Origin of the sequence: Rhodanobacter sp. KK11, assembly GCF_033345435.1 — a bacterium.
Classification (GTDB): domain Bacteria; phylum Pseudomonadota; class Gammaproteobacteria; order Xanthomonadales; family Rhodanobacteraceae; genus Rhodanobacter.
In genome coordinates, this window is the sequence record NZ_JAWPMI010000001.1 from 776969 (window position 1) to 790751 (window position 13783).

Annotated in this window: 14 protein-coding genes; 9 read left to right on the forward strand and 5 right to left on the reverse strand. The window is 69.6% G+C overall.

Annotation, left to right across the window (positions count from 1 at the left end; genetic code table 11):
• Positions 1 to 39: 39 nt before the first annotated feature.
• The 5 genes from R5H19_RS03330 to mazG are packed head-to-tail and all read left to right on the forward strand — an operon-like array spanning position 40 to position 3877.
• The gene (locus tag R5H19_RS03330; RefSeq protein ID WP_318157552.1) at positions 40 to 825 is read left to right on the forward strand and encodes a type II secretion system protein N; all 786 of its coding nucleotides are present in this window, start codon (positions 40 to 42) and stop codon (positions 823 to 825) included.
• 16 nt (positions 826 to 841) lie between these two features.
• Entirely contained in the window at positions 842 to 1618 is a 777-nt protein-coding gene (locus R5H19_RS03335; RefSeq protein WP_318157553.1) for an inositol monophosphatase family protein, read from the forward strand.
• 23 nt (positions 1619 to 1641) lie between these two features.
• Positions 1642 to 2199, forward strand: coding sequence for an ADP compounds hydrolase NudE (gene nudE / locus R5H19_RS03340; protein WP_318157554.1), 558 nt, complete (start codon positions 1642 to 1644; stop codon positions 2197 to 2199).
• 2 nt (positions 2200 to 2201) lie between these two features.
• Positions 2202 to 3017, forward strand: a complete 816-nt coding sequence (gene cysQ, locus R5H19_RS03345) for a 3'(2'),5'-bisphosphate nucleotidase CysQ (RefSeq protein WP_318157555.1) — start codon at positions 2202 to 2204, stop codon at positions 3015 to 3017.
• Positions 3014 to 3877 carry a nucleoside triphosphate pyrophosphohydrolase gene (mazG, locus tag R5H19_RS03350; RefSeq protein ID WP_318157556.1) on the forward strand — a complete coding sequence of 288 codons (864 nt, stop codon included), beginning with the start codon at positions 3014 to 3016 and terminating at the stop codon, positions 3875 to 3877. The genes cysQ and mazG overlap by 4 nt, the downstream gene beginning before the upstream one ends.
• A gap of 3 nt (positions 3878 to 3880) precedes the next feature.
• Here the strand turns inward: mazG and R5H19_RS03355 are convergent, their stop codons facing one another.
• Positions 3881 to 4372, reverse strand: a complete 492-nt coding sequence (locus tag R5H19_RS03355) for a hypothetical protein (protein WP_318157557.1) — start codon at positions 4370 to 4372, stop codon at positions 3881 to 3883.
• A 140-nt stretch (positions 4373 to 4512) separates the two neighbouring features.
• On the opposite strand from R5H19_RS03355, the gene R5H19_RS03360 reads away from it, so the two are divergent.
• Complete coding sequence (locus tag R5H19_RS03360) at positions 4513 to 5289, forward strand: DUF4097 family beta strand repeat-containing protein (RefSeq protein WP_318157558.1); 777 nt, start codon at positions 4513 to 4515, stop codon at positions 5287 to 5289.
• Between the two features lie 81 nt (positions 5290 to 5370).
• On the opposite strand, the gene R5H19_RS03365 is transcribed toward R5H19_RS03360, so the two are convergent.
• From R5H19_RS03365 to R5H19_RS03375, 3 genes are read right to left on the reverse strand one after another with little or no spacing between them, the layout of a single operon-like run.
• Positions 5371 to 6492 carry an SLC13 family permease gene (locus tag R5H19_RS03365; RefSeq protein ID WP_318157559.1) on the reverse strand — a complete coding sequence of 374 codons (1122 nt, stop codon included), beginning with the start codon at positions 6490 to 6492 and terminating at the stop codon, positions 5371 to 5373.
• Between the two features lie 55 nt (positions 6493 to 6547).
• The gene (locus R5H19_RS03370) at positions 6548 to 9031 is read right to left on the reverse strand and encodes an FtsX-like permease family protein (RefSeq protein ID WP_318157560.1); all 2484 of its coding nucleotides are present in this window, start codon (positions 9029 to 9031) and stop codon (positions 6548 to 6550) included.
• A complete protein-coding gene (locus R5H19_RS03375) occupies positions 9028 to 9729 on the reverse strand; it encodes an ATP-binding cassette domain-containing protein (protein ID WP_318157561.1) in 702 nt (233 codons plus the stop codon). Before R5H19_RS03375 ends, R5H19_RS03370 begins: the two co-directional genes overlap by 4 nt.
• On the opposite strand from R5H19_RS03375, the gene R5H19_RS03380 reads away from it, so the two are divergent.
• The 3 genes from R5H19_RS03380 (at position 9728) to R5H19_RS03390 (ending at position 12229) form a co-directional block, all read left to right on the forward strand.
• Positions 9728 to 10339: an arylesterase gene (locus tag R5H19_RS03380; protein ID WP_318157562.1), complete on the forward strand. Its 612-nt coding sequence runs from the start codon at positions 9728 to 9730 to the stop codon at positions 10337 to 10339. The two genes, R5H19_RS03375 and R5H19_RS03380, sit on opposite strands and share 2 nt — an antisense overlap.
• Positions 10340 to 10437: 98 nt before the next feature.
• Entirely contained in the window at positions 10438 to 11169 is a 732-nt protein-coding gene (locus tag R5H19_RS03385; RefSeq protein WP_318157564.1) for a response regulator transcription factor, read from the forward strand.
• A 37-nt stretch (positions 11170 to 11206) separates the two neighbouring features.
• Positions 11207 to 12229: a HAMP domain-containing sensor histidine kinase gene (locus R5H19_RS03390; RefSeq protein ID WP_318157566.1), complete on the forward strand. Its 1023-nt coding sequence runs from the start codon at positions 11207 to 11209 to the stop codon at positions 12227 to 12229.
• Positions 12230 to 12232: 3 nt separating this feature from the next.
• On the opposite strand, the gene R5H19_RS03395 is transcribed toward R5H19_RS03390, so the two are convergent.
• Positions 12233 to 13588, reverse strand: a complete 1356-nt coding sequence (locus R5H19_RS03395) for a 3-oxoacid CoA-transferase (RefSeq protein ID WP_318157567.1) — start codon at positions 13586 to 13588, stop codon at positions 12233 to 12235.
• Positions 13589 to 13783: the final 195 nt, after the last annotated feature.

Consider the following 13783-nt stretch of genomic DNA (forward strand, 5'->3'; position numbering starts at 1 on the left):
CGCTCAAGTCCGCACGACGCTCATCCCGGGAATCGGCGCTTGAAATCACTGCGAAAAAGCCTGATCGGCCTCGGCGTACTGGTGCTGGCCGCAGCCCTGCTGCTGTGGTTCCTGCCGGCGCGCTGGGCGCTGCCGTGGATCGCGCCGCGACTGCACGGGCTGCAACTGCAGCAGGTGCATGGCAGCGCGTGGGAGGGTCGGGCCGATCAGGTGGTCACTGCCGACGGGCAGGTATTGGGACAGCTGCAATGGCAGCTGTCGCGACGCGCCTTGCTCGGGCAGTTGCAACTGCAAGTGCGGCTCGAAGGGCCGCAGCTTGTGTTGTCCGGCAGCGTCCGGCGCTTGCCGGACGGTCGCGTCGAAGCGCGCGGCATGAGCCTGCGCGTGCAGCTGGCCGCACTGGACCGCTACGCCGCATCGCCGCCGGGGCAGCCGCGCGGCGAGCTGCAGCTGACGGTCGACCATGCCCTGCTGCAGGGCGGCTGGCCGGTGCGGATGGTGGCCCGGGCGCAGTGGTCGCAGGCGCGCATGCACACACATGACGGCGACGTGGCGCTGGGCACGTTGCTGGCGCAGGCGGATGCGCAGGATGGCGTGATCCGGGTGCAACTGCGCGACGACGGGCACGGCGCTCTGCATCTTGATGGCGAATGGCAGCTGAGCCCCCTTGGCTGGCGACTGGACGCGACGCTGCGCGCCCGACAGACTGACCCGGCATTGCGCCGCTGGCTGGCCCGGCTGGGCCCGCCGGCAGCCGACGGCAGCGTGCGCATCGAGCGCCGCGGCGGACTGGCCGCCGGTGTGCCAGCCCCCTCCACGAACTGAAGGACGCGAGACGAGCATGAATCCGGATATCGCCGCCACGGCGCTGACCGCCGCACGCGAGGCCGCCGCGGCCGCGGCCGAGGTGATCAGGCACTACTGGCGGCGCGGCGTCGAGGTGGAGCTGAAGTCCGACGCCACGCCGGTGACGGTCGCCGACCGCGAGGCCGAGCAGGCGATTCGCCGGGTGCTGCAGGCGGCGCTGCCGCAGGCCGCGATCTACGGCGAGGAGTTCGGCCTGGACGGCGAGCGCGGCGGCCTGCTGTGGCTGGTCGATCCGCTCGACGGCACCAAGAGTTTCGTGCGCCGCACGCCGTTCTTTTCCACCCAGATCGCGCTGATGGATCGCGGCGAGCTGGTGCTCGGCGTGTCCAGCGCGCCGGTCTACGGCGAGACGATGTGGGCCAGCGCCGGACAGGGCGCGTGGCTGGACGGCGAGCGCGTGCAGGTGGGCACCATCAGCGAGATGGCGCAGGCCTCGATTTCCACCGGCAACGTCAAGACGCTCACCGCCGACGCGCGCTGGACCGCGCTGGGCGCGCTGATCCGCGACTCCAACCGCATCCGCGGCTACGGCGATTTCTGCCACTACCACCTGCTCGCGCGCGGCAGCCTCGACCTGGTGATCGAGTCGGACGTGAACATCCTCGACATCGCCGCGCTGGCGGTGATCGTGCGCGAGGCCGGCGGCACCTTCACCGACCTCGACGGTGCGCCGCCCGCGCTGGACACGACCAGCGTGCTGGCCGGCACGCCGGCGCTGCACGCACAGGCCCTGCGCCGCCTGCGGCGCTGAGCGGCGCAGGCTAGAATGGCCGGATGCGCAAACTACCCATCATCCATGCCGTACGGGATGTCAGCGACAGCCACTTCCTGCACGTCGAGCAGCTCGACCTGGAGTTCTCCAACGGCGTGCGCCGTACCTACGAGCGGCTGAAGGGCAGCGGCCTGGGCGCGGTGATCATCGTGCCGATGCTGGACGACGATACCGTGCTGCTGGTGCGCGAGTACGCCGGCGGACTCGGCCGCTACGAACTGGGCCTGCCCAAGGGGCGCCTGGACCAGGACGAGACCGCCGAGCAAGGCGCCGAGCGCGAACTGAAGGAGGAGGTCGGCTACGGCGCGCACCAGCTGAAGATCCTGCACAACCTGTCGCTGTCGCCGTCGTACATGACGCACATGGCCCACGTGGTGCTGGCGCAGGACCTGTATCCGGAGAAGCTCGCCGGCGACGAGCCGGAAGAGCTCGAAGTGGTGCCGTGGAAGATGTCCGAACTGCACACCCTGCTCGGCCGCGACGACGTGACCGAAGGGCGTTCGATCGCCGCGCTGTTCATGGCCCGCGAGTATCTCGCCGGGCGCTTCCAGCGCGCGTGAGCATGGCGCCCGCAAGCGCTCCCCCCGAGCTGGCCCGGCAAGTCGGCGCGATCGCGCGTGCTGCCGGAACCGCCATCCTCGAGGTCTACCACGGCGACTTCGCGGTGCAGACCAAGGACGACGCCTCGCCGTTGACCGCCGCCGACCTCGCTGCTCAGCGGGTCATCCTGGCCGGCCTGGCCGCGCTCGATCCGGTGCTGCCGGTGTTGTCGGAAGAGGCGCAGGTATTGCCTTGGTCCGAGCGCCGGCACTGGTCGCGCTACTGGCTGGTCGATCCGCTGGACGGCACCCGCGAGTTCATCAAGCGCAATGGCGAGTTCACCGTCAACATCGCCCTGGTCGACGACCGGCGCAGCGCGCTTGGCGTGGTGCTGGCGCCGGTCAGCGGCGAGCTGTACGTCGCCGCGCAGGGGCAGGGCGCCTGGTTGCAGGCGCAGGCCGAGGGCCCCTGGCAGCGCATCCGCACGCGCCCGCTGGGGCAGCCGCCGCTGGTGGCCGGCAGCCGTTCGCACGGCGGCGTCCAGGGCGACGTACTGCGGCGGCTGGTCGGCAGCGACTACCAGTTAGTGCCGTTGGGTTCGTCGCTGAAGTTCTGCCTGATCGCGCGCGGCGCGGCGGACCTGTACCTGCGCCTCGGCCTCACCAGCGAATGGGACACCGCTGCGGCGCAATGCGTGCTGGAGGAAGCTGGCGGCGCGGTGCTCGACCTGGCCGGGCGGCCGTTCCGCTACAACCGCGGCGAGTCGCTGCTGAATCCCGAATTCGTCGCCGTCGGCGACGGCACGATCGACTGGGCCGCACGGTTGCCGGCCCCATGAGCGAATCGGCCCGCTACAGCCTGGATGACCTGCTGGCGATCATGGCGCGCCTGCGCGATCCCGAGCGCGGCTGCCCGTGGGACGTGAAGCAGGACTTCGCCTCCATCGCCGCGTACACCATCGAGGAGGCCTACGAGGTCGCCGAAGCGATCGATCGCCGCGACTGGCACGACCTGCGCGACGAGCTGGGCGACCTGCTGCTGCAGGTGGTGTTCCACGCGCAGATGGCGGCCGAGCAGGGGCTGTTCGACTTCGCCGACGTGGCGCACGCGATCGGCGCCAAGATGGTGCGCCGCCATCCGCACGTGTTCGGCGACACCCGCTACGCCGACCTCGACGAGCAGATGCAGGCGTGGGAGGCGATCAAGGCCGCCGAGCGCGCGGACAAGGGCGAAGGCACCGACCCCAGTGCGCTGGCCGGCGTTTCCGTCGGACTGCCGGAATGGAAGCGCGCGCTCAAGCTGCAGCAGCGCGCCGCCGCCACCGGCTTCACCTGGCCCGGTCCCGAACCGGTGCTGGCCAAGCTGGCCGAGGAACTGGACGAGGTGCGCGCCGAGTTCGCCGCAGGCGCCGACCCGGCGCGGCTGGAGGACGAGATCGGCGACGTGCTGTTCGTGGCGGTAAACCTGGCGCGGCATGCCGGCGTCGATTTCTCGCGGGCGCTGCGGCACGCCAACGCGAAGTTCGAGCGGCGCTTCCGGCAGATGGAGCAACTGGCCGCCGCCGATGGCGCGGTGTTCGCCGAACGGACGCTGGGCGAACAGGAACAGCTGTGGCAGCGGGCCAAGCAGACCGAGCAGGAAACAGCCCGGGGCGACGCGACGGCACCGGCCATCGTGCCGCCGCGGACGCTGCGGTGAGGGTTATTTGGCTGCCGGCGCGGCCTTGTCGGCGCGCTGCTGCCAGGCGGCGCGCATCTTCTCGCGCTCGGCGCGCATCTTCGCCTCGTTGGCCAGATTTTCGTCCAGCCCCTTGCGCAGCGTGGCGATCGCCTGGTCGACGTTGGTCGGCTGCGCCTGCAGGCGGGCCAGCCGCTGGTAGACGTAATCGCGCACGCGCGGATCCTGTGACTTGGCCAGCACGTCGTTGTAGACCGAGGCCATTTCCTTGCTGCGGCCGGCCTGCATGTACAACTTCTCCAGGCCGCGCAGGCTGCCGATCACGCCACCGCGTTCGCGGTCGAAACCGTGCATGCGCATGCCGTGGTCGCGGTCGCCGCGGATCACGCGGACGTCCTTGCTGACCGCGGCGTGGGGAGCCGGCGACGGGGGTGGCGTGTTCTGGGCCATCACGAACGAGGCCGACCCGGCGATCAGCAAGGCCAATGCGGAAGCGAACAGGGTTTTGCGGTACATGGTGAGTCTCCTCGGTAGGTAGACAAGGAGAACGCGGTCGCTCCGGGCGCGTTGACCGGCGCGTTCATGCTTCCGTCATGCTTGCAACCTTTTTCCCGCCGGCTGCATCCCAGTCGGGTCGCTCAACCCAGGAGAATCCCATGCGCCGTTTGCTCGCCGTCGCCGTGCTGTTCGCCCCTATCGCCGTCTTCGCCGCCAGTCCGTGCAAGTACGAGGCGCCGCGCAACCTGCAGCTCGATCTGGCCGGCGTGCGTGGCGTGCAGATCGACGTGCACAGCCACGACCTGCACCTGACCGGCAGCGACAGCGCCAGGGGTCTCACCCTCACCGGCCGCGCCTGCGCCTCCGAACAGGCGATGCTGGACAAGCTGCAGGTCACCCAGCGGCGCGAGGGCGACCAGCTGCTGATCGACATCGGCAACACCGGCAGCTTCGGTTTCCGCCTGTTCGGCGGCAGTTCCTACACCAGTCTGGAGGTCACCGTGCAACTGCCGGCGAACCTGCCGGTCAGCGTGCGCGTAGGCTCCGGCGACGCCGATATCAGCGGCGTACGGCAGTTGCAGACGAGCGTGGGCTCGGGCGACCTGCACGTGCGTCAGGTATCCGGCAAGTTCGGCGCCAGCGTGGGCTCGGGCGATGTCGACGCCACCGACATCGGCAGCCTGGAGCTGGGCTCGGTGGGCTCCGGCGACTTCAAGGCCGAAGGCATCAAGGGTGACGCCCGCATCGGCAGCATCGGCTCCGGCGACGTCAGGTTGCGCGACGTCGGCGGCAGCGTGCATGCCGATACGCTCGGTTCCGGCAGCCTTGACGTAGGCGACGTCGGTGGCGATTTCAGCCTCGGCGCCAAGGGCAGCGGCGACGTCGGCCACTCCGGCGTGAAGGGCAAGGTCAGCGTGCCGCACGACGACGACTGAGCGTGGTTTTTTGTAGGAGCGCACCCTGTGCGCGATGCTTTTCGTGACGTGACGAAGAGCTGTCGCGCACAGGGTGCGCTCCTACAGTCTGACCAAGAGCCAGGCCAGATACACCAGCGGCGCGCACACCAGCAGGAACGGAATCGACACCAGGTGCAGCAGCCGCAGGCCATGCGGCTGCTTCGCCAGGCGCAGCGCGATCAGATTTGCCAGCGAACCGATCGCCACGCCGAAGCCGCCCACGTTCACCGCCACCGCCAGCGCGATCGCGTCTGGCGTGCGCTCCAGCAGCAGTACCGTCGCCGGCACGTTGCTGATCAGCTGCGAGGCGACGATGCCGCTGGCGTACAGCGTCAGCGGCTGGCCGAAGTCGAGCCGATCCAGCATCCGCTGCACCAGCGGCAGTTCGGCGAAGTGGCCCAGGCCCAGGAAAATCGCGGCGAAGGTGAGCAGCAGCAGCCAGTCGATCCGCGCCAGGCTCGACCGCGCCAGCAGCGCGAACAGCACCAGCAACAGCAGCGCGCCCAGCGGCGCGTGGCCGTATTCCATCAGCAGCACCATGCCGACCAGCGCAGCCATCGACCATGCGCCGAGACGGCTTGAGGCCACGATGCCGTCGATCCGTTCCGGGCTCAACGCCACGCGATCGCGCGGCAGCCACAACCAGGTGAACGCCGCCACCAGCGCGAACATCACCGCCGCCGCCGGCAGCATGGCCGCCGCGAAGCGCAGGAACGGCAACTGCGAGTGCTGCCACAGCAGCAGGTTCTGCGGGTTGCCGATCGGGCTCAGGGTGGAACCCGCGTTCACTGCCAGCGCTTCCAGCACCACCATGCGCAACACCGGCAGGTTGGAGACGGCGCCGATCGCCAGGGTCAGCGGCACGATCAGGAACAGGCTCACGTCGTTGGTCAGCACCATCGACAGCAGCGCCGTCGCGGACACCAGCAGCAGGCCCAGGCTGCGCAGCGAATGCGCGCGTGCCACCACCACCACGGCCGCGTGCTGCACCAGGCCGCTGTCGCGGATGCCCTGGATCGCGATCAGCAGGCCCATCAATCCGGCCAACGTAGGCAGCTGCAGCCAGCGCCGGTAGCTCGCCAGCGGTTGCGGATCGAGCACCGCCAGCACGATCGCCAGTGCCGCGAACAGCCACAGCAGCCACTCTTCCTTGAGGCGCTGTCGTGTGCGGCTTGCAATCATCGGGAAGTCCGGTGGGGCGTCGACGTACTTTATCAGCCCGTCCTTCGATGCCGGCTCAGCCCTCGCGCAATAACCGCATCGGCGGCGTGCGGCTGACCTTGCGGGTGCCGGCCAGGCCCAGCAGCATCACCACCAGTCCAGCGCCGACGGCACCGCCGACCAGCGGCCACACCGGCGGCACGAAGTTCTCGATGTGGAACACCGCCTGGCCCAGCCACAGTCCGGCGCCGGCGGCGCCGAGCGCAGCGGTGAGGCCGGCGACCAGGCCGAGCAGGGCGAACTCGCAGGCGGCGGCCACGCGCAACTGCGCGCGGCGTGCGCCCAGCGTGCGCAGCAGGGCGGCTTCGTGGCGACGTTCGGCGGCGCTGGCGGCGAGTGCAGCGGCCAGCACCAGCGCGCCGGCGAGCAGGCTGAAGCCGAGGATCCAGCGCACCGCGTTGCCCACGCGATCGACGATCTCGCGCACGCGGTCGAGCAGCGAGTCGACGTCGACGAGGCTGAGGTTGCTGTAATCGCGCGACAGCTGCGCCAGTTCGGTCGCATGCCCGCGCGGCAAATGGAAGCTGGCCAGCCAGGTATGCGGCAGCTCGCTGGCGTGGGCCGGGTCGAGCAGCAGGAAGAAGTTGACGCGGAACGAACTCCAGTCGACCTTGCGCACGCTGCTGACCTTCGCATCGATGCTGCCTTCGCCGACGTCGAAGCGCAGCGTGTCGCCGAGCTTCAGCGCGAACATGTCGCGCCACATGGTGTCGATCGAGACCTCGGCCTGCGCTGGCTGTGCGCCTTGCCAGCGGCCGGCGATCACGTCGTTCGCGGGCGGCAGTTCGGCGGACCAGGACAGCCGCAGCTGGCGATCGGTCCAGTCCTTCGCGCGCTCGTCCGCAAAGGCGAGCTGGTCGATCGGGCGGCCGTTGATCGCGGTGAGCTTGCCCACGGCCAGCGGCAGCATGTTGAGCTGGTCGCCGCCGGTCCTGGCCAGCGCCTGCTCGAAGCCGGCGCGCTGGTCGTCCTGCAGGTTCAGCGCGAACCAGTTCGGCGTATCCGCGGGCAGCTCCTGGCGCCAGCCCTGCAGCAGCGCCGGCGCCACGATCGCCAGCAACAGCAGCGCGCACAGGCCCAGGCTGAGCGCGGTGGCCTGGATCACGCTCAGCGCAGGTCGCCGTGCCAATGCGGCCAGGCCCAGCCGCAACGCCGGGTGTGCGCCCGGTGCAATGCGTCGGGCCAGCCACAGCAGCAAGCCGGCCAGCAACGCCGCGATCAGCGCCACGCCGAGCAGGCTGGCGGCGAGGATGCCGGCCAGGGTGAGCGAACTGCTCTGGCTCCAGATCAGGCCCAGTGCCACCAGCGCGGGGATCAGGTACAGCGCGTCGAAACGGCGCACCCGCCGCTGCATGCTCTGGCGAAATACGGCAACAGGAGCGACTTCGGCCAGCCGCGCCAGCGGCGGCAAGGCGAAGCCGACCAGCACGGCAATGCCCATGGCGGCGGCGGCGAACGACGGCACCAGCGGCAGCACGGTCGGCACGTTGCCGAACAGCTGGCTGGCCAGCAGCCAGGCCAGTTGCGCCAGTCCCAGCGCAAGCAGGATGCCGAGCGCGGTGGCCGGCACGGCGAGTGCGCCCAGCGTGCCCAGCAGCAGGCCCAGCACGCGCCGGCGCGGCGTGCCCAGCGCGCGCAGCAGGGCGACTTCGGCGGTCTTGCGCCGCGCGTAGCGCTGCGCGGACAGCGCGATCGCGATGCCGGCCAGCAGCGCCGAGAGCAGGGCGGTCAGGCGCAGGAACGCACCGGCGCGGTCGAACGAGGTGCGCATGCGTTCCTGGGTCTGCTCCGGCGTGATCAACTGGGCGCCTTGCGGCAGCGCGGTCGCCTGCGCCCAGTCGCGCCAGGCCTGCACCGCCGTCGGCGTGCCGGCCAGCAGCAGGCGGTGGCGGGCACGGCTGCCGGTGTCGAGCAGGCCGGCCTGTTCGGCGTCGGCCAGATTCATCAGCGCGCGCGGCGCCAGCGCCAGCAGCTCGCCGCCGTCGGGCTGGCGCAACAGCTCGGCGGAGATGGTCAGGTCGCGCCCGCCGAGTTGCAGCGGCTGGCCGACCCGCAAGCCCAGCGCCACCAGGGCGCGATGGTCGAGATAGACCTCGCCCGCGGCCGGGGCATGGCCGTTGCGCGTGCGGCCGGCGGCATCGCGCAGTTCCAGCTTGCCGCGCAGCGGATAGCGCGCGTCGACCGCCTGCACGTCGAGCAACTGGGTTTGATCATGCGCGAACGCCACGCTGGGAAAGCCGGCGGTACGGGTGAGTTGCAGACCGTCCTGGCGCGCCTTGTCGGCGAACGTGTCAGGCAGGGGCTGCGGCGACGACACGCCGATGTCGCCGCCGATCAGTTCGGCGGCGCTGGCCAGCATGCCGCGCTCGATTCGCGTCGCCAACGTGGCGACCACGCCCAGCGCCACCACCGCCAGCGCCAGCGAGGCGGCCAGCGTGCGCAGTTCCGGCAGGTGCCATTCCCGGCGCAGGCTGCGCAGGGCGAGCAGCAGCATCTTCATGCCTGCGCGTCCGTACCGGTGGAGACGACGCGGCCTTCCTCCAGCTCGATCCGGCGGTCGCAGCGCGCGGCCAGGGTCGCGTCGTGGGTGACCAGCACCAGGGTGGTGTGGTGGTCGCGGTTCAGCGCGAACAGCAGGTCGCAGATGTGATGGCCGGTGCGCTGGTCGAGATTGCCGGTAGGCTCGTCGGCGAACAGCACGCGCGGGCCGTGCACGAACGCGCGGGCGATCGCCACGCGTTGCTGCTCGCCGCCGGACAGCTGGGCCGGATAGTGCCGCCGCCGCGCGCCCAGGCCCACCGCTTCGAGCGCGGCGCGGGCGCGCTGGCGTGCCTCGCTGCTGCCTTCCAGCTCCAGCGGCAGCATCACGTTCTCCTCGGCGGTGAGCGCGGGTAGCAGGTGGAACGACTGGAACACGAAGCCGACCAGGCGCCGGCGCAGGTCGGCGCGGGCTTCCTCGTCCAGCTGCTGCAAGGCATGGCCGTCCAGCGCGATGCTGCCGCCGTCCGGCGTGTCCAGCCCGGCCAGCAGGCCGAGCAGGGTGGTCTTGCCGGAACCGGAGGCGCCGACGATGGCGAAGCTTTCGCCCGGACGCACCTGCAGGCTGACCTGGCTGAGGATGTCCAGTCTCCCCTCGGGGCCGTTGACCGACTTGCTAACATCGCAGGCTTCAAGAAGAGGCCGGGAAGAATCACTCATGCGTCGATGCCTGTGGTTGCTGGTTTTTCTGTGCGGCATCGGCAGCGCCCAGGCGGCGGCGCCGAAAACCGTGCTGGTCCTGGGTGATTCGCTGTCCGCCGCGCACAACATCCCGGTCGAGGCCGGCTGGGTGCATCTGCTGGATGCGCGTCTCAACCAGATGGTACCGAAGTGGCGCGCGATCAATGCCAGCATCAGCGGCGAGACCTCGCTGAGCGGGCGCAACCGTCTGCCCGCGCTGCTGGCGCAGTACCGGCCGGACGTGCTGGTGCTGGAACTGGGCGCCAACGACGGCCTGCGCGGCCTGCCGCTGCCGGCCCTGCGCGACAACCTCGACGCGATGATCCGGCTGGCGCAACAGGCGAAGGTGCGCGTGTTGCTGGTCGGCATCGAGCTGCCGGTGAACTACGGCCCGCGCTATCGTGACGGGCTGCGTGCAGTCTATGCCGAACTGGCCCGCAGCCGGCGTACCGCGCTGGTGCCGTTCCTGCTCGAAGGCGTCGCGCTCGACCCCGCGCTGATGCAGGACGACGGCCTGCATCCGGTGGCCGCCGCCCAGCCGCGGGTGCTGGACACCGTATGGAAGCCGTTGCGGCCGCTGCTGCGCTGAAACCGAATCGGTTCTGAACCGCCGCGGCTGTTTTCACGCCGTCGTCACTTGCGCGCCGGTTAGCTCTTCACGTATGTGAAGCCACGGAGGTAAGGACGATGACCCTACATGATGAACAGGCGGGCCTGATCCTGCTGGTCGAGGACAATCGCCAGATCGCCGAAATGGTCGGTGAGTTCCTGGAGCGGCGCGGCTACTCGGTGGACTACGCCGCCGATGGCGTCAGCGGCCTGCACCTGGCAGTGTCCAACAGCTACGACGTGGTGGTGCTGGACCTGATGCTGCCCGGCCTGGACGGGCTGGACGTCTGCCGCAAGCTGCGCCGCGAAGCGAAGAAATCCACGCCGGTGCTGATGCTCACCGCCCGCGACACGCTGGAGGACAAGCTGGTCGGGCTCGAGGCCGGCGCCGACGACTACCTGGTGAAGCCGTTCGAGGTGCGCGAGCTGGAGGCGCGGCTGCGCGCGCTGATCCGCCGCGACCGCCGCCAGGTGTCCACCGAAGTGCTCAGCGTCGGCGACATGACCCTCGATACCGCCACGCTGCGGCTGACCCGCGACGGCCAGGAACTGACCGTGTCGCCGATCGGCCTGAAGTTGCTGGCGATCCTGATGCGCGAGTCGCCGCGGGTGGTCAGCCGGCGCGACATCGAGCGCGAGATCTGGGGCGACACGCTGCCCGATTCGGACACCCTGCGCTCGCACCTGTACAACCTGCGCCGGGTCATCGACAAACCCTTCGCGACCCCCCTGCTACACACCATCCATTCGGCGGGTTATCGTCTCGCCGATCTCGAATCGGAAGTCTCCTCTTCGCCCCAGACGGCCTGACATCGGCACGGCGCATACAGGTAGGCGCACGCAGGTAATGGATAGCAGGGTCAATGCGGTCACGTTTCGTGTGGGTGCCTTCCGCCGGCGCGTCGCGTGGGTGTTCGCCCTGCAGTTCCTGATCGTGATGGCGGTCTGCATCCTGGGCATCTACAACGTCGCGCACACTGCGGTGGTGATCTCGGTGATCGTGCTCACCACCGCGCTTGCCTGGCTCGCCTTGCGGCGCGAGTGGCGGCCGGTACGGACCCTGGCCCGGCTGGTGAACCGCTGGGACGGCCAGCTGCTGGATCCGGAATCGCTGCGTCTGGAGCAATTGTCCGCGCACGCCGATGCCGACGTGGCTTCGCTGGCACGCGGGCTGCACGGCTTCGCCATGCGCCTGGCCAGCTACAACCAGCGCGAGCGCAACTTCACCCGCGACGCCAGCCACGAGCTACGCAGTCCGCTCACCGTGATCAAGATGTCGGCCGACATGCTGGCCGAGGAAGACGGCCTCAGCGACTTCGGCCAGCGCTCGGTGCGCCGGATCAAGCGCGCCGCCCGCGAGATGGAGGTCCTGGTGGATGCCCTGCTGATCCTTGCGCGCGAAACGGACAGCGTGGTCGACGAGCAGTATTTCGTCGTCAACGACGCCTTGCGCAAGGAGCTGGACTTCGCCCGCGAACTGCTGGTCGGCCGGCCGATCGAGCTGCTGCTGGAAGAGCCGGCCCGCTTCGCGCTGCAGGGCTCGCCGCAGGCGTTCTCGGTGCTGTGCTGGCAGCTGATCCGCAACGCATGCCAGCAGACCGAGCAGGGCAGCGTGGTGGTCAGCGTGCTGCCCGGCACGATCAGCGTGCACAACCGGATCACCTCGCAGATGCCCGGCAAGGGCTACCCGGTGCGGGTGCGGGGCGCCGACCGGCACGGTTTCGAGCTGGCCATTGCCCAGCGGATCAGCGACCGCTTTGCCTGGGCGCTGGAACTGCAGGCGGGCCAGGGTCAGGAAAACATCGCCCGCATCCGCTTCCCGCATCCACTGCCGGTGGACGTGCCGGACCGGAGTTTCGCGAAGTCGTAGGCGTCAGGCGGCAGGCAGCGCCACCGCGAACGCGCAGCCGGTCTTCGCCTTCACCTCGTCCAGCGTCACGCCGGGGTTCAGTTCGATCAGGGTCAGGCCCTTGCCCTTGGCCACCTCGAACACGGCGAGGTCGGTGATGATCAGGTCCACGCATTCCTTGCCGGTGATCGGCAGCTCGCACTGCTGCTTGATCTTCGGCGAGCCGTCCTTCGCGCAGTGCTCCATCAGCACCACCACGCGGCGCACGCCGCTGACCAGGTCCATCGCGCCGCCCGGGCCCTTGACCATCTTGCCCGGCACCATCCAGTTGGCGAGATCGCCGGTGACCGAGACCTCCATGCCGCCGAGGATGGCCAGGTCGATGTGGCCGCCGCGGATCATCGCGAACGAGTCGGCGCTGGAGAAGAAGCTGGAGCCGGGCAGGGTGGTGACGGTCTGCTTGCCCGCGTTGATCAGGTCGGGGTCGATCTGCTCCTCGGTGGGGAACGGGCCGATGCCGAGCAGGCCGTTCTCCGATTGCAGCACCACGTCCATGCCTTCCGGGATGTAATTGGCCACCAGGGTCGGGATGCCGATGCCGAGGTTCACGTAGAAGCCGTCGCGCAGTTCCTTCGCGGCGCGCTGCGCCAGCGCGGTGCGCATGGGGTTTTCCTTGCCGCTGTTGGCGCCGGCGATGGTGCGGAACTCGATGCGCTTCTCGTACGTCGCGCCCTGGATGATGCGGTCGACGTAGATGCCCGGCACGTGGATGTTGTTCGGGTCGAGCGCGCCCACTTCGACCAGTTCCTCGACTTCGGCCACGCACACCTTGCCGCAGGTGGCGATCATCGGGTTGAAGTTGCGCGCGGTCTCGCGGAAGACGAGGTTGCCGAGGCGGTCGCCCTTCCACGCCTTGACGATGGCGACGTCGGTGCGGATCGCTTCCTCCAGTACGTACTCCACGCCGTCGAACACCTTGGTTTCCTTGCCCTCGGCCAGCTTGGTGCCGAACGCGGTGCGCGTGTAGAAACCGGGGATGCCGGCGCCGCCGGCGCGCAGCTTCTCGGCCAGGGTGCCCTGCGGGGTCAGGTGCAGTTCCAGTTCGCCGGCCAGCACCTGGCGCTCGAACTCCTTGTTCTCGCCCACGTAGGAGGCGTACACGCGCTTCACCTGGTGCGTCTTCAGCAGCGGGCCCATCCCGAAGTCGTCCACGCCGGCGTTGTTGCCCACGATGGTCAGCCCCTTGGTGCCGGCCTCCAGCAGCGCACCGATCAGGTTCTCGGGGATGCCGCACAGGCCGAAGCCGCCGGCGGCGATCGTCATGCCATCGAACAACAGGCCGTCAAGGGCTTTCGCCGCACTCGGGTAAACCTTGTCCATCGCTGCGCCTTCCTGAAGGGAGAGTCAGCTGACAAGGATACGACGGAATGACGCCGGCCGGCCTTGTACCAAGGTCGCAGGTCGGGCAAGGCCGCTTTTCTTCCTCCCCTGCTCGCAGGGGAGGACTGAGGAGGGGTTCGCTTTTCCCGCAAGGTGCCGCCTACTTGACGTGACCATTTACGCATGTAAACATAA